Genomic DNA, 22,460 nt, shown 5'->3' with positions numbered 1-22,460 from the left:
GCCAAGCTACCGGCGGCGGAGCATCTCAGTACTCCACTTCCACCAACCCCGTCTGCACCAGCGGCTTGCCGCGCTTGCGGGAGACGAAGACGCCGCGGCCCGGGGGCATCGGGCGGTGGCGGACGCCGCCGAGGATGTCGCCCTCGGCCGGGTCGCCGGCCAGGATCAGGCCCTGGGCGCCGAGTTCCTTCATGCGCTGCATGAACGGCTCGTACGAGGCCCGGCCCGCGCCCGCGGAGGAGCGGGCGATGATGAAGCGGACGCCCACGTCGCGGGCGAACGGCAGCATCTCCGTCAGTCCGCTGAGCGGGTTGCCGCTGGACGTGGAGACCAGGTCGTAGTCGTCGATGACGACGAACACCTGCGGCCCCCGCCACCAGCTGCGGTCCCGCAGCTGCTGCGGCGTGACGTCCGCCGTCGGCGTGCGGCGCTGCATCAGGTCGGCCAGCGCCGCCATGTGGTGGTCCATCTGGCTGGACATCGGGATGTACTCCGCCAGGTGCGACGCGGGCGTCACGTCCAGCAGGGCGCGGCGGTTGTCGACGACGAAGAACTTCGCCTCGTCGCCGCCGTAGCGCAGCGACAGCTGCCTGATCAGCAGCCGCAGCAGGTTGGACTTGCCGGACTCGCTCTCGCCGAAGATCAGGAAGAACGGGTCCTGGTCGAAGTCCACGAACACCGGCTCCAGGTTCTCCTCGTCCAGCGCGAACGCGACGCCCCGCCGCGGGAACCGGTCGCCCGGAGGCAGCTCGGCCGCGTCCAGCCGGCGCGGCAGCAGCCGTACCTTGGGGGCGCCCGGCGCCTGCCAGTGCCGTCCGACCTCGGTGGTCAGCGCGGCCGTGGCCTCGGCCAGGTCCGTGTCGGAGGTGAGGCCGTCGATCCGCGGCACCGCCGCCATGAAGTGCAGCTTCTGCGGGGACAGACCGCGGCCGGGGACGCCTGCGGGCACGTTCGCCGCCACCTTGCGGTCGATCTCCGAGTCCATCACGTCGCCCAGGCGCAGCTCCAGGCGGTTCATCAGGTGGTCCTTCAGGTTCGCGCGGACCTCCATCGAGCGGGACGCCGTGATGACGAGGTGGATGCCGTAGCCGAGGCCGCGCGCGGCGATGTCCAGCACCGCCGGCTCCAGGCCCTCGTAGTCCGTACGGAAGTTGCCCCAGCCGTCGATGACCAGGAAGACGTCACCCCAGGGCTGGTCGGTGACCGAGATGTCGCCCCGGGCGCGCCGCGCGCGGTAGTCGGCGATCGAGGCGATGCCGGCCGTGCGGAAGTACTCCTCGCGGCGGGTCAGGACGCCGTACACCTCGGAGACCGTGCGGCGCACCCGCTCCGGGTCCAGCCGGGAGGCGATCCCGCCGACGTGCGGCAGGCCGTCCACCGCGGCCATGCCGCCACCACCGAAGTCGAGGCCGTAGAACTGCACCTCGTGCGGGGTGTGGGTGAGCGCGAAGGAGCAGATCAGGGTGCGCAGCAGGGTGGACTTGCCGGACTGCGGGCCGCCGATGACCTGCATGTGGCCGGCCGCGCCCGAGAAGTCCAGCATCAGGCGGTCGCGGCGCTGCTCGTACGGCTTGTCGACCAGGCCGACCGGGACCACCAGGCGGCCGGCGCCCTCGTAGTTCGGCTGGGTCAGACCGCGCCCCGGCACCGCCGCCAGGCCCGGCAGCAGGGCGTCCAGCGCGGGCGGGCTCTCCAGCGGCGGCAGCCACACCTGGTGGGCCGCCGGGCCCTGCGCCTCCAGCCGGCGCACGATCACGTCGAGGACGGTGTCGGCCAGTGCCTCGTCCACCTCGGGCTCGGAGTCGGTGCGCTGCTGCGGGATCGCGGTGTACTGCACCGGCACCTCGGTGGCCGTGAACAGCACCGGGCGGCGGTCCACCGGGAGCCGCCCGCCGGACAGGGCCGTCTGCCGGCCCCCGGAGCGGTACACGCCCGAGACGTAGGCGGCCTTGAACCGGACCATCTCGTCCGTGCCGTACTTCAGGAAGCCGGAGCCGGGGACGTTCGGCAGTTCGTAGGCGTCGGGGACGCCGAGCGCGGCGCGGGACTCGGCCGCGGAGAAGGTGCGCAGACCGATCCGGTACGACAGGTAGGTCTCCAGGCCGCGCAGCCGGCCCTCCTCCAGGCGCTGCGAGGCCAGCAGCAGGTGCACGCCCAGCGAACGGCCGATGCGGCCGATCTGCACGAACATCTCGATGAAGTCGGGCTTGGCGGTCAGCAGCTCGCTGAACTCGTCGATCACCAGCACCAGGGACGGGATCGGCTGGAGCGGGGCGCCGGCCGCGCGGGCCTTCTCGTAGTCGTGGATGTTGGCGTAGTTGCCCGCGTCGCGCAGCAGTTCCTGGCGGCGGTTCAGCTCGCCGCGGATGGAGTCGCCCATGCGGTCGACCAGGGTCAGGTCGTCCGCGAGGTTGGTGATCACCGCCGCCACGTGCGGCATCTGCGCCATGCCGGCGAAGGTCGCGCCGCCCTTGAAGTCGGCGAGGACGAAGTTCAGCGTCTCGGAGGAGTGGGTGACCGCGAGGCCCAGCACCAGGGTGCGCAGCAGCTCCGACTTGCCGGAACCGGTCGCGCCGACGCACAGGCCGTGCGGGCCCATGCCCTCCTGCGCAGCTTCCTTCAGGTCCAGCATCACGGGCCGGCCGTCCTCGCCGAGACCGATCGGCACCCGCAGGCGTTCGGCGAGCGCGCGCGGGCGCCAGGTCCGCTTGGTGTCGACGGAGGCCGCGTCGCCGAGGCCCAGCAGGTCGGTGAACTCCAGGTTGGCCAGCAGCGGCTCGTCGTCGTCGCCGCCTGAGGCCATGCGCAGCGGCGCCAACTGGCGGGCCAGCGCCTCGGCGGACTCGTAGGACAGCGCGTCCGGGCTGCCCTCGTACACCTCGCCGTGCCCGGACTCCAGACGCAGCAGGCCGGGCTGGACGACGATGGACAGGTCGCCGCCCGCCGTGGTCAGCTCGCCCGGTACCACCTCCAGGACCGTGACGCCCTGCAAGCCCTCCGGGTTCGCGAGCACCGAGTCCGGCAGCAGGGACAGGTCGTCGAGGACGAGCACGATGTGCGGCTCGTCCAGCAGCGGCGCGGCGGCGGGGTGGAAGCGCGGCCGGCCGGTCAGCCGGGTGGCCAGCAGGTCCTCCAGCTCGCGCGGGTCGGAGCCGATCAGCCGGCGGGAACCCGCCCCGTCCACCGCGCCGGGCGCCTGGGCGTGCGGCAGCCACTTCACCCAGTCCCAGTGCGCCAGCGCCTCCCGGCCCGCGGCCACCGCGATGACCAGGTCCTGCGGGGAGTGCAGCGAGGCCAGCGACCCGACCAGGGCGCGGGCCGAGGACCGTACGGACTGCGCCTCGCCGCTGACCGTGACGTGGTAGAAGGCGCGCAGCGACACCGCCATCGGAAGGTCGCCGACGGTGCCGTGCGCGGCGAGGAAGCGCTGCATCGCGCCCGCGGTCAGCGGCTCCAGCTGCTCGACCGGCCCCGTCTCGGGGGCGATGAGCGGGGACGCCAGCGGCTGCGCGCCCAGCCCGATGCGGACGTGCGCGAAGTCCTCGTCGCCGGGCCGCCGCTCCCACACCCGGCTGCCCTCGGCGACCAGTGCCCACAGCTGCTCGGGGGAGGGGTGCAGGTAGTACTGCGCGTCCCGCTGCTTGCGCGCCGTGGCCACGGCGGACCTGCGGGTCTGCGACAGGTAGCTGAGGTAGTCGCGGCGCATGTCGGCCAGCTGGCCCTGTGAGCCGCGGCGGAAGCGGACCACCATCGCGATGGACATGGCCACCGTCGAGGCGATCATGATCATGCCCATGATCTTCATGAACGGCTGGCCGTTCGTGAAGAAGAAGACCACCGAGCCGCCCATGCCCAATGTGGGCAGGAGCTGCATCAGCACGCTCTCCTGATGCCCCCGCGGCAATTCGGGCGGTGGCTGGACAACGACCTCTTCCGTGGGCACTTCGGACGGAAGCGCCCTAGGGGGGCGCTTGACGACAATCTGGCTCACCGCTCACCAATTCCCTTGCCCGACCCAGGCTTTCCGCCCGCCGCCCCGTGTCCGGCGAGCGCAGGCCGCCGCGTGATCCTACTGAGTTCACGCGGGGCGGGTGGGCGGTAGGGTGCCGGATGTTCGCGTGAGCACACGCCGAACAGGGCGGACACACCGGGGCGAACCCCTCGCGGAAGAGGCGGGAAGACCCCGGAATCCCGTCCTGCGGCACCCGGGCCGCCGCGCACCGCGCAAACCGGCACGGGACCTTCACGACATAGCCGCACCACCACCACCGAGCACGACACAGCACCAGCAGCACTACCGAGCACGACACAGCACCAGCAGCACTACTGAGCACGACACCGCACCAGCACTGAGTACGACACAGCACCAGCAGCACCGCTGAGCACGACACAGACGCATCACCACCACCACTGAGGGGGAGCAGCAGGTGAGCATGACGGCCGCCGCCACCGGCGGACCCGGGACGGGAGCCCCTTCCGGGTCCGGCACCGGACTCGGCTTCTGCCGGGTCACCATCGTCGCGCCGGACAGCCGTATCGACGTGGCCCTGCCCGACGACGTCCCGGTCGCCGACCTCTACCCGGAGATTCTCCGGCTGTCCCGGCAGAGCCCCGCGGCCGGCGCCCCGGTCGGCTACCACCTCGTCCGCACCGACGGCACCGTGCTGGACAGCGCCCGGTCCTTCGCCGCCCAGCGCATCCTCGACGGCGAACTGCTCACCCTGCGCCCGTTCGCCGAGTCCCTGCCGCCGGCCGTCTTCGACGACGTCGCCGAGGCCGTGGCCTCCTCCGTCACCAAGCAGCACAAGCTGTGGAGCGGCGACCTGACCCGGGCCGCCGGGCTCGTCGGCGGCGGCGTGCTGCCCGCACTGCTCGCGTTCGTCGCCTGGACCGCGGACCCGCGTCACGACATGCACGGCCTGGCCGGCATCCTCGCCGCCGTCACCGGCGTCCTGCTGGTCGTGCTCTCCGCCGTCCGCGCCCGCGTCTACGACGACCGCGGCTCGGCCGTCGCCCTCGGCCTCGGCGCGCTGCCCAACATCGGCGTCGCCGGCAGCGGACTGCTGCCGCTGAGCGCCGGCGAGGGCATCGGCAGACTCCAGTTCCTGCTGGCGTGCGCGGCCGTCCTCGTCGCCGCCCTCGTCCTCGCCCTGTGCTCACCCCACGGCGACGGCCCCTTCGTCGCCTTCGTGTTCGCCTCCGCGGTCGCCCTGGTCGCCGTCTTCATCGCGACCCTCACCGGCTGGGCCCCCCGCGAGACCGCGGCCCTGTGCGCCCCGGTCGCCGTCTGCGCTCTCGCCTTCCTGCCCAGCATGTCCATGCGGTTCGCCCGGCTGCCGATCGGCTTCGAGAACCCCAGCGGCGGCACCGCCCCCCGCCCCGCCTACGGCAACGAGCCCGCCGCCCAGGAGCCGGTGGACACCGAGCGCATCGAGGCGCAGGCGCGGCGCGGCCACGAACTCCTCGTCGGCATGGTCGGCGGCTGCGCGCTGCTCGCCATCGGCGCCACGGCCGTGCTCGGCTTCTCCGACGACGCCTGGGCCCAGCTGCTCGCCCTCGCCACCGGCGTCGCCATGCTCATGCGCGCCGGCATGTTCCGCTACACCGCCCAGGTCGCCCCCGTGCTCGCCGCCGGCCTCACCTGCCTGGTCCTGCTCGGCCTCGGCCTCGCCCTCAACCCGCCGCAGCACGTCATGCGCGCAGCGCTGGCCGGCGACCGCACCGACCTCGACATCCGCACCATCTGGCTGATCGCGGCCATCGCCCTGGCCACGGCCCTGGTGACGGCCCTCGGCCTCATCCTGCCGCGCGGCGGCCCGACCCCCTTCTGGGGCCGCTTCCTGGAGATCTGCGAGGGCTTCGTCCTGCTCACCCTGATCCCGCTCGCCCTGGCCGTCTTCGACGTGTACGCCAAGGCCCGCGCCATGACCAGCTGACGGGACCGGAGGACGCGAAAAAGGGGGGCGGCACGCGCGCGTGCCGCCCCCCTTTTTCGCGCACCGTGCAGCTCACTGCACGTCCAGGCCCCCGTTGTGCGCCATCGGCTTCAGATCGAACTCCCCGTCGCGCGCCCCCAGCACGAACGCGGTCCACTCCGCCTCCGTGTAGCGCAGCACGGTGTCCGGGTCGAGGGAGGACCGCATCGCCACCGCGCCACCGGGCAGGTACGCGATCTCGACCCGCTCCTCGTGCTCCTCCGTACCCGGCGCGCAGTGCCACTCCACGCCCGAGATGTCGAGCGCGTACAGCTCGTCCCGCTCGCGCTCCTTGCGCGCCTTCATCTCCGCTTCCGTTTCCGCCATCTGCGGCGACCCCTTCCCGAGGTAGGTACGATCCCGGGGCTCACCCTAGTGGCGCGCGCCACCGCGCCGGCAGCGTTCGCCGACCGGGCGTAAGCCGCCCGCCATCGCCTGGTACCCTGAGTGACGGCCGTTTGTGTACGCACCCCCGGAACCGCTCGCTGTTCTGGAGGCCGCGCCCAGCGGATCCCCGCCTCCCGAGTAACGGAAGCTCCCCCGAGACGCAGACCGGGGGCACTCGGTGGCCACTCACACACCATGAGGAGTACGCGTGTCGCTCGACGCCGCTACGAAGAAGCAGATCATCGCCGAGTTCGGTACCAAGGAGGGTGACACCGGCTCCCCCGAGGTCCAGGTCGCTCTGCTCTCCCGTCGGATCTCCGACCTGACGGAGCACCTCAAGACCCACAAGCACGACCACCACTCCCGCCGTGGCCTGCTGATCCTGGTCGGTCAGCGCCGCCGGCTGCTGCAGTACCTGGCGAAGAAGGACATCCAGCGCTTCCGTACGCTGGTCGACCGCCTCGGCATCCGCCGCGGTGCGGCGGGCGCCAAGTAGGACGCCATGAGGGGAGCGGTTCCCGACGCCTCGGGGACCGCTCCCTTTGCCGTATGCGGGGCTCAGCCGCGCCCACGGCGACCACCGGCGTACCGGTGGAAACGTGCGGAGTGTCACTCACGCTTTGTAGTGTGGTAGCACAACGCACCGCGTACGAGACAGAACAACGAGGAGAAGCGCACCCAGTCGCCGCCGGTCCTCGGTAGTGGCCCCCGGGGAAAACGCCCCGGGTGCTTCGATCGAAGACCGGCCCGCACCGCACGGAGCGCCTCTCCACACGCCGTCCCCCTGCCACACGGGCAGGCACAGGACGAAGACGAGGAGAAAACGCTAGTGGAGAACGAGACCCACTACGCCGAAGCCGTCATCGACAACGGCCCCTTCGGCACCCGCACCATCCGCTTCGAGACGGGCCGCCTGGCCAAGCAGGCGGCCGGCTCCGCCGTGGCGTACCTGGACGACGACACCATGGTGCTGTCGGCCACCACCGCCTCCAAGAACCCCAAGGACCAGCTCGACTTCTTCCCGCTCACGGTGGACGTCGAGGAGCGGATGTACGCCGCCGGCAAGATCCCCGGCAGCTTCTTCCGCCGTGAGGGCCGGCCCTCCGAGGACGCCATCCTCACCTGCCGCCTCATCGACCGTCCGCTGCGCCCGTCCTTCAAGAAGGGCCTGCGCAACGAGATCCAGGTCGTCGCCACGATCATGGCCCTCAACCCCGACCACCTGTACGACGTCGTGGCGATCAACGCCGCGTCCGCGTCCACGCAGCTGGCCGGCCTGCCCTTCTCCGGCCCGATCGGCGGCGTCCGCGTCGCGCTGATCAGCGGCCAGTGGGTCGCCTTCCCGACCCACACCGAGCTGGAGGACGCCGTCTTCGACATGGTCGTCGCCGGCCGTGTCCTGGAGGACGGCGACGTCGCGATCATGATGGTCGAGGCCGAGGCCACCGAGAAGACCATCAAGCTGGTCGAGGGCGGCGCCGAGGCGCCGACCGAGGAGGTCGTCGCCGCCGGTCTGGAGGCCGCCAAGCCCTTCATCAAGGTGCTGTGCCGCGCCCAGGCCGACCTCGCCGCCAAGGCCGCCAAGCCGACCGCCGAGTTCCCGATCTTCCTGGACTACCAGGACGACGTGTTCGAGGCCCTGACCGCGGCCGTCCGCCCCGAGCTGGCCCAGGCGCTCACCATCGCCGGCAAGCAGGAGCGCGAGGCCGAGCTGGACCGCGTCAAGGCGCTCGCCGCCGAGAAGCTCCTGCCGGAGTTCGAGGGCCGCGAGAAGGAGATCTCCGCCGCGTACCGCTCGCTCACCAAGCAGCTGGTCCGCGAGCGCGTGATCAAGGAGAAGAAGCGCATCGACGGCCGCGGTGTCACCGACATCCGCACCCTGGCCGCCGAGGTCGAGGCCATCCCGCGGGTGCACGGCTCGGCGCTGTTCGAGCGTGGCGAGACCCAGATCCTGGGCGTCACCACCCTCAACATGCTCCGCATGGAGCAGCAGCTGGACACCCTCTCCCCGGTGACCCGCAAGCGCTACATGCACAACTACAACTTCCCGCCGTACTCCACCGGCGAGACCGGCCGCGTCGGCTCCCCGAAGCGCCGCGAGATCGGCCACGGCGCCCTCGCCGAGCGCGCCCTCGTGCCGGTGCTGCCCACCCGCGAGGAGTTCCCCTACGCGATCCGCCAGGTGTCCGAGGCCCTCGGCTCCAACGGTTCGACGTCCATGGGCTCGGTCTGCGCCTCCACCATGTCGCTGCTGAACGCCGGTGTGCCGCTCAAGGCCCCGGTCGCCGGCATCGCCATGGGTCTGATCTCCCAGGAGATCGACGGCGAGACGCACTACGTCACCCTCACCGACATCCTCGGTGCGGAGGACGCCTTCGGCGACATGGACTTCAAGGTCGCCGGCACCAAGGAGTTCGTCACCGCCCTCCAGCTCGACACCAAGCTGGACGGCATCCCGGCCTCCGTCCTGGCCGCGGCCCTCAAGCAGGCCCGCGACGCCCGCCTGCACATCCTCGACGTGATGATGGAGGCCATCGACCGGCCCGACGAGATGAGCCCGCACGCCCCGCGGATCATCACCGTCAAGATCCCGGTCGACAAGATCGGCGAGGTCATCGGCCCCAAGGGCAAGATGATCAACCAGATCCAGGAGGACACGGGCGCCGAGATCACCATCGAGGACGACGGCACGATCTACATCGGTGCCGCCGACGGTCCCTCGGCGGAGGCCGCCCGCGCCACGATCAACGGCATCGCCAACCCGACGATGCCCGAGGTCGGCGAGCGGTACCTGGGCACGGTCGTCAAGACCACCACCTTCGGCGCGTTCGTCTCCCTGCTGCCCGGCAAGGACGGTCTGCTGCACATCTCGCAGATCCGCAAGCTCGCCGGCGGCAAGCGCGTGGAGAACGTCGAGGACGTCCTCGGCGTGGGCCAGAAGGTCCAGGTCGAGATCGCCGAGATCGACTCCCGCGGCAAGCTCTCCCTCATCCCCGTGATCGAGGGCGAGGAAGGCGACGAGAACGCGAAGGACGACGCCGAGCAGTGACGTCCCGTAGCTCCAAGGCGACGGCCCGCCCCTCTTCGGAGGCGCGGGCCGTCGCCCGTACCCAAACCCTCATCCAGGGCGCGGGCGGCATCGGCACGGTCCGCAAGACCACCCTCCCGGGCGGCCTGCGCATCGTCACCGAGACGCTGCCCTCGGTCCGCTCCGCGACCTTCGGCATCTGGGCCCACGTCGGCTCCCGTGACGAGACCCGGTCCCTGAACGGCGCCACGCACTACCTGGAGCACCTGCTCTTCAAGGGCACGGCCCGGCGCAGCGCGCTCGACATCTCCGCCGCGCTCGACGCGGTCGGCGGCGAGATGAACGCGTTCACGGCCAAGGAGTACACGTGCTACTACGCGCGCGTGCTCGACACCGACCTGCCGCTGGCCATCGACGTGGTCTGCGACATGCTGACCGGCTCGCTGATCCTGGAGGAGGACGTCGACGTCGAACGCGGCGCGATCCTCGAAGAGATCGCCATGACCGAGGACGACCCCGGCGACTGCGTGCACGACCTGTTCGCGCACACCATGTTCGGCGACAACGCCCTCGGCCGCCCGGTCCTCGGCACGGTCGACACGGTCAACGCCCTCACCGCCGACCGCATCCGCCGCTTCTACAAGAAGCACTACGACCCGACCCACCTCGTGGTCGCCTGCGCCGGCAACATCGACCACGCCAAGGTCGTCCGCCAGGTCCGCGCGGCCTTCGAGAAGGCCGGCGCCCTGAAGAACCCGGAGGCGAAGCCCATCGCCCCGCGCGACGGCAGCCGTACGATCCGCACCTCCGGCAAGGTCGAACTGCTCGGCCGCAAGACCGAGCAGGCGCACGTCGTCCTCGGCATGCCCGGCCTCGCCCGCTCCGACGACCGCCGTTGGGCCATGGGCGTGCTCAACACCGCCCTCGGCGGCGGCATGTCCTCCCGCCTCTTCCAGGAGGTCCGGGAGAAGCGCGGCCTCGCCTACAGCGTGTACTCGTACACCTCCGGCTTCGCCGACTGCGGCCTGTTCGGTGTCTACGCCGGCTGCCGGCCCAGCCAGGTCCACGACGTGCTGCGGATCTGCCGCGACGAACTCGACCAGGTGGCGCGCGACGGCCTGTCGGACGACGAGATCGCCCGCGCCATCGGCCAGCTGCGCGGCTCCACCGTCCTCGGCCTGGAGGACACCGGCGCGCTGATGAACCGCATCGGCAAGAGCGAGCTGTGCTGGGGCGAGCAGATGTCCGTCGACGACATGCTGGCGAAGATAGCCGCGGTCACCCCGGACGAGGTCCGTTCGGTCGCCCGCGACATCCTGGGACAGCGTCCGTCGCTGTCGGTCATCGGCCCGCTCAAGGACAAGCAGGCCGCCCGGCTGCACGACGCGGTCGCCTGAAACACCACCGGTTAGGAAGCAGGAACATGAGCAAGCTGCGCGTGGCGGTCCTCGGTGCCAAGGGCCGGATCGGATCCGAGGCGGTCAAGGCGGTCGAGGCCGCCGAGGACATGGAACTGGTCGCCGCCCTCGGCCGGGGCGACAAGCTGGAGACGCTGGCCGAGACCGGCGCCCAGGTCGCGGTCGAGCTGACCACCCCGGCCTCGGTCATGGGCAACCTCGACTTCTGCGTGCGCCACGGCATCCACGCGGTCGTCGGGACCACCGGCTGGACCGACGAGCGCCTCGCGCAGCTGAAGGGCTGGCTCGACCGGTCCCCGGAGACCGGCGTGCTCATCGCGCCGAACTTCTCCATCGGGGCCGTGCTCACCATGAAGTTCGCACAGCTCGCCGCGCCCTACTTCGAGTCGGTCGAGGTGGTCGAACTGCACCACCCGAACAAGGTGGACGCCCCCTCCGGCACCGCCACGCGCACCGCCCAGCTCATCGCCGAGGCCCGCCGGGCGGCCGGCACGGCCCCGGCGCCGGACGCCACGGCCACCGCCCTCGACGGCGCCCGGGGCGCCAGCGTGGACGGCATCCCCGTGCACGCCGTACGGCTGCGCGGCCTGCTCGCCCACCAGGAGGTGCTGCTCGGCGGCGAGGGGGAGACCCTGACCGTCCGGCACGACTCGCTGCACCACAGCAGCTTCATGCCGGGCATCCTGCTCGGCGCCCGCCGCGTGGTGACCACTCCGGGCCTCACCTTCGGCCTGGAACACTTCCTGGACCTGAGCTGAGCCCGAACACGTCATGCGCGCGAAGATCACCTACCTCGTCACGGCCGCCGTCCTGGTCTTCTACTTCGTCCTGGTCGGCAGCCGTGGCGTGATGCTCATCCAGTCCGGCACGCTCATCACCGTCACCTTCGGCGTGGCGGTGCTGATCCTGCCGGTCATCGGCCTGTGGTTCCTGTGGAAGAACACCGAGTTCGTCCGCAAGGCCAACCAGCTGGCCGCCGAACTGGAGGCCGAGGGGGGCCTGCCGCTGGACGAGCTGAAACGCCTGCCCAGCGGCCGGATCGACCGTGACTCGGCCGACGAGGTCTTCGCCAGGCGCAGGGCCGAGACGGAGGCGTCCCCCGGCGACTGGCGCTGCTGGTTCCGCCTCGCCGTCGCCTACCACGACGCCCGCGACACCCCGCGGGCCCGCAAGGCGATGCAGCGGGCCATCGCCCTGCACGACGGAAAGCCCGTACGGGCCTGACACAGGCCCCCGTACGGGCCTGACACGGGCCCTGCGGCGCCCGGCCGCCCGCGGGCGCCACCGCCCAGCCACCGAGCCGCCCCGGGGCCCCTGCGAGCCTCCGGGGCGGTCAGCCGCGCCCGCACTCCACGCGCACGGCTTCGGAGAGCTCAGCCGCGCCCGCACTCCGCCGCCCACGCCTCCACCGCGTCGGCCGCCCGGTCGAAGGCCATCGGCCGGCCCAGGAAGTCCAGGGTGTGCGTGGTCAGCAGCGGCGGGGTGTCGTCCGGCGGCAGGTCCGTGCGGACGAGGGCCAGCGCCTGCCCCTGCACCGTGCGCGGCAGCCCCAGCCAGCGCACCGGCCGCTGCACCGTGCGCACCGACACCACCCGCTCCCACGGCAGCGTCCGCGTCAGCAGGAAGCCGGTCCGGCGCAGTCCGCGCCGGCTCACCCACACCCCCACGCGCAGCAGCCGCAGCGCGCCCGCGATGATCAGCAGGCCCACGACGAGCACCGCCGTAGCGCTGGGCACCGAGCCGGTCAGCGCGGTGAGCACCGCGCCGAACAGCACGAACGAGGCGATCAGCAGCCACAGCGCGGCCACGCCCACCCGCCAGGGACCGGGCCGGTAGGGGCGCCGCCAGCGGTCCGGGTCGTCATGGGGCAGCGCGCTCTCGGCTGCCGTCTCGAAGCTGCGGTCGGCCGTCAGGAAGGGCAGGGGCACGGCTGGTCCTCACTCGGTCCTCGCGGGGGCTGTGCCCGGTGAGGCTATCCGGCCGGGTGTGCGCCCACCAGCCGTGCGCGTCCGGAAGGGGCAGCGCCCCGCGCTCAGCGCCCCTGGGACGCCTGGGACTGCTGAACCGGCGCGTCGGACGGCGTGGAGAGCGCCGGCATGCCGGCTATCAGGGCGCCCACGATCCCGGCGACGAGGGTGAGGCCCAGCAGCCAGCGCCCGGCCAGCTCACCGAAGGAAGCCCGCTGACGGGGCGGAGGAGTCACATTGCTGCGGAACCTGTCCGCCTCGGCCAGGAAGGCGAAGGGTACGGGCTCTCGCCGACGAAGCATCGCGGTTGACGCTCCTTTCGGGATCGAAGATCGAATGGGCACGCTTCACCGGTAAAGACGTTCGAGTGACGCAAAAGGTGCCCCATGTCCGGAAAAAATCGCAGGGAAGGTCACTTTCGTTCGCGGCCGAGTCCCCCCGTACAGTGGGCGCGAACCTCAAGCAGCAGTGGGAAGGACCTGTCCAACCGTGACCCGCACCCCGGATGAGCCGAAGATCGACCTGCGCAGTGATGTCACCGTCGAACTGGTCAAGCACAGCGCGACGGACTCCGACGTGCTCTTCGCGGCCCGTGTGTCGACCCTCGGGGAGCAGTCCCTGGACGAGCTGAACAAGGACCCCGAGCGCTCCAAGGGCCTGATCAACTACCTGATGCGCGACCGGCACGGCAGCCCGTTCGAGCACAACTCGATGACGTTCTTCATCAGCGCCCCGATCTTCGTCTTCCGCGAGTTCATGCGGCACCGCGTCGGCTGGTCGTACAACGAGGAGTCCGGCCGCTACCGGGAGCTCCAGCCGGTCTTCTACGTTCCCGACGCCGGCCGCAAGCTGGTCCAGGAGGGCCGGCCGGGCAAGTACGTCTTCGTGGAGGGCACCGAGGAGCAGCACGCCCTGGCCGGACAGGCCATGGAGGACGCGTACCGCCAGGCATACGCCGCCTACCAGGAGATGCTCGCCCAGGGCATCGCCCGCGAGGTCGCCCGCTCGGTCCTCCCCGTCGGCCTCTACTCCTCGATGTACGCCACCTGCAACGCGCGCTCCCTGATGCACTTCCTCGGCCTGCGCACCCAGCACGAGCTGGCCAAGGTGCCCTCCTTCCCGCAGCGGGAGATCGAGATGGTGGGCGAGAAGATGGAGGCGGAGTGGGCGAAGCTCATGCCGCTGACGTACGCCGCCTTCAACGCGAACGGACGTGTGGCCCCGTAACGAAGCCTTGTTCCCGCGCCGGGAACGGGCGTACGGGCCAGCCTGGCGAAGTGTCCGTATTGCGGCATTTAGAGAAGTTCATCTAGCCTGATCAGACGGACCCGGCACTGCTTGAACCCCCGAGCAGGCAGTGCCGGGATCCATCTTTGTCCTGACTTTCCCGACACCCCGAGAGCAGACCCCGCAGCGCGCACCGAGTAGCGTGTCACCTATGGCTCCGACCTCGACTCCGCAGACCCCCTTCGGGCGGGTCCTCACCGCCATGGTCACGCCTTTCACGGCGGACGGCGCACTCGACCTCGACGGCGCGCAGCGGCTCGCCGCCCACCTGGTGGACGCAGGCAACGACGGCCTGATCGTCAACGGCACCACCGGCGAGTCCCCGACCACCGGCGATGCGGAGAAATCGGACCTGGTACGAGCCGTCCTGGAGGCCGTCGGCGACCGCGCCCACGTCGTCGCCGGCGTCGGGACCAACGACACCCACCACAGCGTCGAGCTGGCCCGCGAGGCGGAGCGCGTCGGCGCCCACGGACTGCTGGTCGTCACGCCGTACTACAACAAGCCCCCGCAAGAGGGCCTGTACCGGCACTTCACGACCGTCGCCGACGCCACCGGCCTGCCGGTCATGCTCTACGACATCCCCGGCCGCAGCGGCGTCCCGATCAACACCGAGACGCTGGTCCGGCTCGCGGAGCACCCCCGGATCGTCGCCAACAAGGACGCCAAGGGCGACCTCGGCCGCGCCAGCTGGGCCATCGCGCGCTCCGGTCTCGCCTGGTACTCCGGTGACGACATGCTGAACCTCCCGCTGCTCTCGGTCGGCGCGGTCGGCTTCGTCTCGGTCGTCGGCCACCTGGTCACGCCCGACCTGCGCGCCCTGGTGGACGCGTTCGTCTCCGGTGACGTCGTCAAGGCCACCGAGATCCACCAGAAGCTGCTCCCGGTCTACACCGGCATGTTCCGCACCCAGGGCGTCATGACCACCAAGGCCGCGCTCGCGCTCCAGGGCCTGCCCGCCGGACCGCTGCGCTCGCCCATGGTCGAGTGCTCCGCCGAGGAGATCGCCCAGCTCAAGATCGATCTTGCTGCCGGCGGGGTACAGCTCTGATTAAAGACTTGGCACCACAGCACGGGCTTCACAACTGAATCGACAACCGCAGACGCGGGCCACCGGTGCCTGCACCCCACACAAACAACTGCTTCTGCACGAACGTCACGCGCGCCACGTGCCCGACCGGTACGTGGCGCGCGTGGTTGAGGAGAGTCTTTTGAGTCATCCGCATCCTGAACTCGGCCCGCCGCCGCCGCTCCCCGAAGGCGGCCTGCGGGTCACCCCGCTCGGCGGCCTCGGCGAAATCGGCCGGAACATGACCGTGTTCGAGTACGGCGGCCGCCTGCTGATCGTCGACTGCGGAGTGCTCTTCCCCGAGGAGGAGCAGCCCGGAATCGACCTGATCCTGCCGGACTTCTCGTCCATCAGGGACCGCCTCGACGACATCGAGGGCATCGTCCTCACCCATGGTCACGAGGACCACATCGGCGGTGTCCCGTACCTGCTCCGCGAGAAGCCGGACATCCCGCTGATCGGCTCCAAGCTCACCCTCGCCCTGATCGAGGCGAAGCTCCAGGAGCACCGGATCCGTCCCTACACCCTGGAGGTGGCGGAAGGGGACCGCGAGCGCGTCGGTCCCTTCGACTGCGAGTTCGTCGCCGTCAACCACTCCATCCCGGACGCCCTGGCCGTCGCCATCCGCACCCCCGCCGGCATGGTGGTGCACACCGGCGACTTCAAGATGGACCAGCTCCCGCTGGACAACCGCCTCACCGACCTGCACGCGTTCGCGCGGCTGAGCGAGGAGGGCATCGATCTCCTCCTCGCCGATTCGACGAACGCGGAGGTCCCGGGCTTCGTCCCGCCGGAGCGCGACATCTCCAACGTGCTGCGGCAGGTCTTCGCCGGCGCCCGCAAGCGGATCATCGTGGCGAGCTTCGCCAGCCATGTCCACCGCATCCAGCAGATCCTGGACGCGGCGCACGAGTACGGCCGCCGGGTCGCCTTCGTCGGCCGCTCCATGGTCCGCAACATGGGCATCGCCCGCGACCTCGGGTATCTGAGGGTCCCGGCGGGCCTGGTGGTGGACGTCCGGGCGCTGGACGACCTGCCCGACGAAGAGGTGGTCCTGGTCTGCACGGGTTCCCAGGGCGAGCCGATGGCGGCCCTGTCCCGCATGGCCAACCGCGACCACCAGATCCGCATCGTGGACGGTGACACGGTCATCCTCGCCTCCTCGCTGATCCCGGGGAACGAGAACGCGGTCTACCGCGTGATCAACGGCCTGACCCGCTGGGGCGCCCACGTCGTCCACAAGGGCAACGCCAAGGTGCACGTATCCGGCCACGCGTCCGCGGGCGAGCTGCTGTACTTCTACAACATCTGCCGCCCGAGAAACCTGATGCCGGTCCACGGCGAATGGCGCCACCTGCGGGCCAACGCCGAGCTGGGCGCCCTGACCGGCGTCCCGCACGACCGGATCGTCATCGCCGAGGACGGCGTGGCGGTCGACCTGGTCGGGGGCAAGGCCAAGATCTCCGGCAAGGTCCAGGCCGGTTACGTCTACGTCGACGGCCTCTCGGTCGGCGATGTCGGCGAGCCGGCGCTGAAGGACCGCAAGATCCTCGGCGACGAGGGCATCATCTCGGTCTTCGTCGTCATCGACGCCTCCACCGGCAAGATCACCGGGGGCCCGCACATCCAGGCCCGTGGCTCCGGCATCGAGGACTCGGCGTTCGCCGACGTCCTGCCGAAGATCACGGACTCCCTGGAGCGGTCCGCCCAGGACGGCGTGGTGGAGCCCCACCAGCTCCAGCAGCTGGTCCGCCGGACCCTCGGCAAGTGGGTCTCGGACACCTATCGCCGCAGGCCGATGATCCTCCCGGTGGTCGTGGAGGTCTGACGCCCCGTCGGCACTGACCTGGAGCGGGGCGCCTCGATTTGCATCGGGGCGCCCCGCTCCAGTACGTTTACGGCTCCGCCCACCCGGGAACCCCAGCACTTCACGTGCCGGACATGGTTGCCCGGAGCGGGTGGAAAAACCGGCTCAGAACTTCTGATAAAGTCGGAACCGCCGGAAAGGGAAACGCGAGAGCGGGAACCTGGAAAGCGCCGAGGAAATCGGATCGAGAAAAGATCTGATAGAGTCGGAAACGCAAGACCGAAGGGAAGCGCCCGGAGGAAAGCCCGAGAGGGTGAGTACAAAGGAAGCGACCGTTCCTTGAGAACTCAACAGCGTGCCAAAAGTCAACGCCAGATATGTTGATACCCCGTCTCCAGCATCCGCTGGGACGAGGTTCCTTTGAAAAAACACAGCGAGGACGCTGTGTGCGAGGGGACTATTCCTCCTCTCGCACCGCTCTCGTGATGTGTACACCGGATTACCGGTAAACATTCACGGAGAGTTTGATCCTGGCTCAGGACGAACGCTGGCGGCGTGCTTAACACATGCAAGTCGAACGATGAACCTCCTTCGGGAGGGGATTAGTGGCGAACGGGTGAGTAACACGTGGGCAATCTGCCCTGCACTCTGGGACAAGCCCTGGAAACGGGGTCTAATACCGGATATGAGCCTGGGAGGCATCTCCCGGGTTGTAAAGCTCCGGCGGTGCAGGATGAGCCCGCGGCCTATCAGCTTGTTGGTGAGGTAACGGCTCACCAAGGCGACGACGGGTAGCCGGCCTGAGAGGGCGACCGGCCACACTGGGACTGAGACACGGCCCAGACTCCTACGGGAGGCAGCAGTGGGGAATATTGCACAATGGGCGAAAGCCTGATGCAGCGACGCCGCGTGAGGGATGACGGCCTTCGGGTTGTAAACCTCTTTCAGCAGGGAAGAAGCGAGAGTGACGGTACCTGCAGAAGAAGCGCCGGCTAACTACGTGCCAGCAGCCGCGGTAATACGTAGGGCGCAAGCGTTGTCCGGAATTATTGGGCGTAAAGAGCTCGTAGGCGGCTTGTCGCGTCGGTTGTGAAAGCCCGGGGCTTAACCCCGGGTCTGCAGTCGATACGGGCAGGCTAGAGTTCGGTAGGGGAGATCGGAATTCCTGGTGTAGCGGTGAAATGCGCAGATATCAGGAGGAACACCGGTGGCGAAGGCGGATCTCTGGGCCGATACTGACGCTGAGGAGCGAAAGCGTGGGGAGCGAACAGGATTAGATACCCTGGTAGTCCACGCCGTAAACGGTGGGCACTAGGTGTGGGCAACATTCCACGTTGTCCGTGCCGCAGCTAACGCATTAAGTGCCCCGCCTGGGGAGTACGGCCGCAAGGCTAAAACTCAAAGGAATTGACGGGGGCCCGCACAAGCGGCGGAGCATGTGGCTTAATTCGACGCAACGCGAAGAACCTTACCAAGGCTTGACATACACCGGAAAGCATCAGAGATGGTGCCCCCCTTGTGGTCGGTGTACAGGTGGTGCATGGCTGTCGTCAGCTCGTGTCGTGAGATGTTGGGTTAAGTCCCGCAACGAGCGCAACCCTTGTCCCGTGTTGCCAGCAGGCCCTTGTGGTGCTGGGGACTCACGGGAGACCGCCGGGGTCAACTCGGAGGAAGGTGGGGACGACGTCAAGTCATCATGCCCCTTATGTCTTGGGCTGCACACGTGCTACAATGGCCGGTACAAAGAGCTGCGATACCGTGAGGTGGAGCGAATCTCAAAAAGCCGGTCTCAGTTCGGATTGGGGTCTGCAACTCGACCCCATGAAGTCGGAGTCGCTAGTAATCGCAGATCAGCATTGCTGCGGTGAATACGTTCCCGGGCCTTGTACACACCGCCCGTCACGTCACGAAAGTCGGTAACACCCGAAGCCGGTGGCCCAACCCCTTGTGGGAGGGAGCTGTCGAAGGTGGGACTGGCGATTGGGACGAAGTCGTAACAAGGTAGCCGTACCGGAAGGTGCGGCTGGATCACCTCCTTTCTAAGGAGCACTTCTTACCGGGCTTTGCTCGGTCAGAGGCCAGTACATCAGCGAATGTCTGATGCTGGTTGCTCATGGGTGGAACGTTGACTACTCGGTCGGAATGCCGGGCTGGTGGCTGCTAGTACTGCTCTTCGGAGCGTGGAACGCACGATCACCGGACGGGGTCTGGCCGGGCACGCTGTTGGGTGTCTGAGGGAATGAACTTTCCTCAGTTGCCGGCCCCAGTGAACTTCGGATTCGTCCGGGGGTGATGGGTGGCTGGTCGTTGTTTGAGAACTGCACAGTGGACGCGAGCATCTGTGGCCAAGTTTTTAAGGGCGCACGGTGGATGCCTTGGCACCAGGAACCGATGAAGGACGTGGGAGGCCGCGATAGTCCCCGGGGAGTCGTCAACCAGGCTTTGATCCGGGGGTTTCCGAATGGGGAAACCCGGCAGTCGTCATGGGCTGTCACCCGCTGCTGAACACATAGGCAGTGTGGAGGGAACGCGGGGAAGTGAAACATCTCAGTACCCGCAGGAAGAGAAAACAACCGTGATTCCGGGAGTAGTGGCGAGCGAAACCGGATGAGGCCAAACCTTCGACGTGTGAGACCCGGCAGGGGTTGCGTCGTGGGGGTTGTGGGATCTCTCTTCTACGGTCTGCCGGCCGTGGGACGAGTCAGAAACCGTTGATGTAGGCGAAGGACATGCGAAAGGTCCGGCGTAGAGGGTAAGACCCCCGTAGTCGAAACGTCAGCGGCTCGTTTGAGAGACACCCAAGTAGCACGGGGCCCGAGAAATCCCGTGTGAATCTGGCGGGACCACCCGCTAAGCCTAAATATTCCCTGGTGACCGATAGCGGATAGTACCGTGAGGGAATGGTGAAAAGTACCGCGGGAGCGGAGTGAAATAGTACCTGAAACCGTGTGCCTACAAGCCGTGGGAGCGTCGGAACGAGGCTTGCCTTGTTCTCGTGACTGCGTGCCTTTTGAAGAATGAGCCTGCGAGTTTGCGGTGTGTTGCGAGGTTAACCCGGGTGGGGAAGCCGTAGCGAAAGCGAGTCCGAATAGGGCGGTTTTAGTAGCACGCTCAAGACCCGAAGCGGAGTGATCTAGCCATGGGCAGGTTGAAGCGGAGGTAAGACTTCGTGGAGGACCGAACCCACCAGGGTTGAAAACCTGGGGGATGACCTGTGGTTAGGGGTGAAAGGCCAATCAAACTCCGTGATAGCTGGTTCTCCCCGAAATGCATTTAGGTGCAGCGTCGTGTGTTTCTTGCCGGAGGTAGAGCACTGGATAGGCGATGGGCCCTACCGGGTTACTGACCTTAGCCAAACTCCGAATGCCGGTAAGTGAGAGCGCGGCAGTGAGACTGTGGGGGATAAGCTCCATGGTCGAGAGGGAAACAGCCCAGAGCATCGACTAAGGCCCCTAAGCGTACGCTAAGTGGGAAAGGATGTGGAGTCGCAGAGACAACCAGGAGGTTGGCTTAGAAGCAGCCACCCTTGAAAGAGTGCGTAATAGCTCACTGGTCTAGTGATTCCGCGCCGACAATGTAGCGGGGCTCAAGCGTACCGCCGAAGTCGTGTCATTGCAGCGTATAGCCCTAACGGGTGTTGTGATGGGTAGGGGAGCGTCGTCTGCCGGGTGAAGCGGCACTGGAAGGTAGTCGTGGACGGTTGACGAGTGAGAATGCAGGCATGAGTAGCGATACAAACGTGAGAAACGTTTGCGCCGATTGACTAAGGGTTCCTGGGTCAAGCTGATCTGCCCAGGGTAAGTCGGGACCTAAGGCGAGGCCGACAGGCGTAGTCGATGGATAACCGGTTGATATTCCGGTACCCGCTGTGAAGCGTCAAACATCGAATCCAGTGATGCTAAGGCCGTGAAGCCGCCCTGGAGCCTTCGGGCAAAGGGGAGTGGTGGAGCCGCTGACCCAAGTTGGTAGTAGGTGAGTGATGGGGTGACGCAGGAAGGTAGTCCATCCCGGGCGGTGGTTGTCCCGGGGTAAGGGTGTAGCCCGAGTGGTAGGCAAATCCGCCACTCTTGCAGGGTGAGACCTGATGCCGAGCCGATTGTGGTGAAGTGGATGATCCTATGCTGTCGAGAAAAGCCTCTAGCGAGTTTCATGGCGGCCCGTACCCTAAACCGACTCAGGTGGTCAGGTAGAGAATACCGAGGCGTTCGGGTGAACTATGGTTAAGGAACTCGGCAAAATGCCCCCGTAACTTCGGGAGAAGGGGGGCCACGTCTGGTGATCGGCTTTGCGCCGTGAGCTGGGGGTGGCCGCAGAGACCAGCGAGAAGCGACTGTTTACTAAAAACACAGGTCCGTGCGAAGCCGTAAGGCGATGTATACGGACTGACGCCTGCCCGGTGCTGGAACGTTAAGGGGACCGGTTAGCTCACTTTCGGGTGGGCGAAGCTGAGAACTTAAGCGCCAGTAAACGGCGGTGGTAACTATAACCATCCTAAGGTAGCGAAATTCCTTGTCGGGTAAGTTCCGACCTGCACGAATGGCGTAACGACTTCTCGACTGTCTCAACCATAGGCCCGGTGAAATTGCACTACGAGTAAAGATGCTCGTTTCGCGCAGCAGGACGGAAAGACCCCGGGACCTTTACTACAGTTTGATATTGGTGTTCGGTTCGGCTTGTGTAGGATAGCTGGGAGACTGTGAAGCTCGCACGCCAGTGTGGGTGGAGTCGTCGTTGAAATACCAGTCTGGTCGTGCTGGATGTCTAACCTGGGTCCGTGATCCGGATCAGGGACAGTGTCTGATGGGTAGTTTAACTGGGGCGGTTGCCTCCTAAAGGGTAACGGAGGCGCCCAAAGGTTCCCTCAGCCTGGTTGGCAATCAGGTGTTGAGTGTAAGTGCACAAGGGAGCTTGACTGTGAGACCGACGGGTCGAGCAGGGACGAAAGTCGGGACTAGTGATCCGGCGGTGGCTTGTGGAAGCGCCGTCGCTCAACGGATAAAAGGTACCCCGGGGATAACAGGCTGATCTTCCCCAAGAGTCCATATCGACGGGATGGTTTGGCACCTCGATGTCGGCTCGTCGCATCCTGGGGCTGGAGTCGGTCCCAAGGGTTGGGCTGTTCGCCCATTAAAGCGGTACGCGAGCTGGGTTTAGAACGTCGTGAGACAGTTCGGTCCCTATCCGCTGTGCGCGTAGGAGTCTTGAGAAGGGCTGTCCCTAGTACGAGAGGACCGGGACGGACGAACCTCTGGTGTGCCAGTTGTTCTGCCAAGGGCATGGCTGGTTGGCTACGTTCGGGAGGGATAACCGCTGAAAGCATCTAAGCGGGAAGCCTGCTTCGAGATGAGGACTCCCACCCACTTGATGGGGTAAGGCTCCCAGTAGACGACTGGGTTGATAGGCCGGATCTGGAAGCACGGTAACGTGTGGAGGTGACCGGTACTAATAGGCCGAGGGCTTGTCCTCAGTTGCTCGCGTCCACTGTGTTGGTTCTGAAACCACGAACAGCCCCATGTGTTACA

At 67.9% G+C, this 22,460-nt stretch carries 13 protein-coding genes and 2 rRNA genes; 11 read left to right on the top strand and 4 right to left on the bottom strand.

The genetic code is table 11. The features are described from left to right. Positions 1 to 25 precede the first annotated feature (25 nt). Positions 26 to 3,991, bottom strand: coding sequence for a type VII secretion protein EccCa (gene eccCa / locus Srubr_RS23245; RefSeq protein WP_189997520.1), 3,966 nt, complete (start codon positions 3,989 to 3,991; stop codon positions 26 to 28). Between the two features lie 442 nt (positions 3,992 to 4,433). Between eccCa and eccD the strand changes: the two genes are divergently transcribed. Next, a complete protein-coding gene (gene eccD / locus Srubr_RS23240; protein WP_189997651.1) occupies positions 4,434 to 5,936 on the top strand; it encodes a type VII secretion integral membrane protein EccD in 1,503 nt (500 codons plus the stop codon). A gap of 72 nt (positions 5,937 to 6,008) precedes the next feature. On the opposite strand, the gene Srubr_RS23235 is transcribed toward eccD, so the two are convergent. Further along, positions 6,009 to 6,302 carry a DUF397 domain-containing protein gene (locus Srubr_RS23235; protein ID WP_030619136.1) on the bottom strand — a complete coding sequence of 98 codons (294 nt, stop codon included), beginning with the start codon at positions 6,300 to 6,302 and terminating at the stop codon, positions 6,009 to 6,011. 268 nt (positions 6,303 to 6,570) lie between these two features. Here Srubr_RS23235 and rpsO point away from each other — a divergent pair, with 268 nt between their 5' ends. From rpsO to Srubr_RS23210, 5 genes are all read left to right on the top strand, one after another. After that, a complete protein-coding gene (gene rpsO / locus Srubr_RS23230) occupies positions 6,571 to 6,858 on the top strand; it encodes a 30S ribosomal protein S15 (RefSeq protein ID WP_030619140.1) in 288 nt (95 codons plus the stop codon). 333 nt (positions 6,859 to 7,191) lie between these two features. Continuing rightward, positions 7,192 to 9,411: a polyribonucleotide nucleotidyltransferase gene (locus Srubr_RS23225; protein WP_189997519.1), complete on the top strand. Its 2,220-nt coding sequence runs from the start codon at positions 7,192 to 7,194 to the stop codon at positions 9,409 to 9,411. Continuing rightward, positions 9,408 to 10,787: a M16 family metallopeptidase gene (locus Srubr_RS23220; protein WP_189997518.1), complete on the top strand. Its 1,380-nt coding sequence runs from the start codon at positions 9,408 to 9,410 to the stop codon at positions 10,785 to 10,787. Before Srubr_RS23225 ends, Srubr_RS23220 begins: the two co-directional genes overlap by 4 nt. 26 nt (positions 10,788 to 10,813) lie before the next feature. Continuing rightward, positions 10,814 to 11,566, top strand: coding sequence for a 4-hydroxy-tetrahydrodipicolinate reductase (gene dapB / locus Srubr_RS23215; protein ID WP_189997517.1), 753 nt, complete (start codon positions 10,814 to 10,816; stop codon positions 11,564 to 11,566). A gap of 13 nt (positions 11,567 to 11,579) precedes the next feature. Beyond that, positions 11,580 to 12,032: a tetratricopeptide repeat protein gene (locus tag Srubr_RS23210; protein WP_189997516.1), complete on the top strand. Its 453-nt coding sequence runs from the start codon at positions 11,580 to 11,582 to the stop codon at positions 12,030 to 12,032. Positions 12,033 to 12,181: 149 nt separating this feature from the next. On the opposite strand, the gene Srubr_RS23205 is transcribed toward Srubr_RS23210, so the two are convergent. Continuing rightward, positions 12,182 to 12,736: a YdbT family protein gene (locus Srubr_RS23205; RefSeq protein WP_189997515.1), complete on the bottom strand. Its 555-nt coding sequence runs from the start codon at positions 12,734 to 12,736 to the stop codon at positions 12,182 to 12,184. Positions 12,737 to 12,840: 104 nt separating this feature from the next. After that, positions 12,841 to 13,077, bottom strand: a complete 237-nt coding sequence (locus Srubr_RS23200) for a hypothetical protein (RefSeq protein WP_189997514.1) — start codon at positions 13,075 to 13,077, stop codon at positions 12,841 to 12,843. Between the two features lie 187 nt (positions 13,078 to 13,264). Between Srubr_RS23200 and thyX the strand changes: the two genes are divergently transcribed. From thyX to Srubr_RS23175, 5 genes are all read left to right on the top strand, one after another. After that, positions 13,265 to 14,002, top strand: coding sequence for an FAD-dependent thymidylate synthase (thyX, locus tag Srubr_RS23195; protein WP_189997513.1), 738 nt, complete (start codon positions 13,265 to 13,267; stop codon positions 14,000 to 14,002). Between the two features lie 211 nt (positions 14,003 to 14,213). Beyond that, entirely contained in the window at positions 14,214 to 15,113 is a 900-nt protein-coding gene (gene dapA / locus Srubr_RS23190; RefSeq protein WP_189997512.1) for a 4-hydroxy-tetrahydrodipicolinate synthase, read from the top strand. Between the two features lie 160 nt (positions 15,114 to 15,273). Then, on the top strand, positions 15,274 to 16,959 hold the full coding sequence (locus tag Srubr_RS23185) for a ribonuclease J (protein WP_189997511.1): 1,686 nt from the start codon (positions 15,274 to 15,276) through the stop codon (positions 16,957 to 16,959). Between the two features lie 491 nt (positions 16,960 to 17,450). Further along, positions 17,451 to 18,977, top strand: a 16S ribosomal RNA gene (locus Srubr_RS23180). A 304-nt stretch (positions 18,978 to 19,281) separates the two neighbouring features. Further along, positions 19,282 to 22,404, top strand: a 23S ribosomal RNA gene (locus Srubr_RS23175). The 16S and 23S rRNA genes sit together here, the layout of an rRNA operon. The last annotated feature ends 56 nt before the right edge of the window (positions 22,405 to 22,460 follow it).

The sequence above is a fragment of the Streptomyces rubradiris genome, from assembly GCF_016860525.1.
GTDB classification, from domain to species: domain Bacteria; phylum Actinomycetota; class Actinomycetes; order Streptomycetales; family Streptomycetaceae; genus Streptomyces; species Streptomyces rubradiris.
The sequence above is the reverse complement of the archived record's forward strand: the minus strand, read 5'-3'. Positions and strand labels throughout refer to the sequence as shown.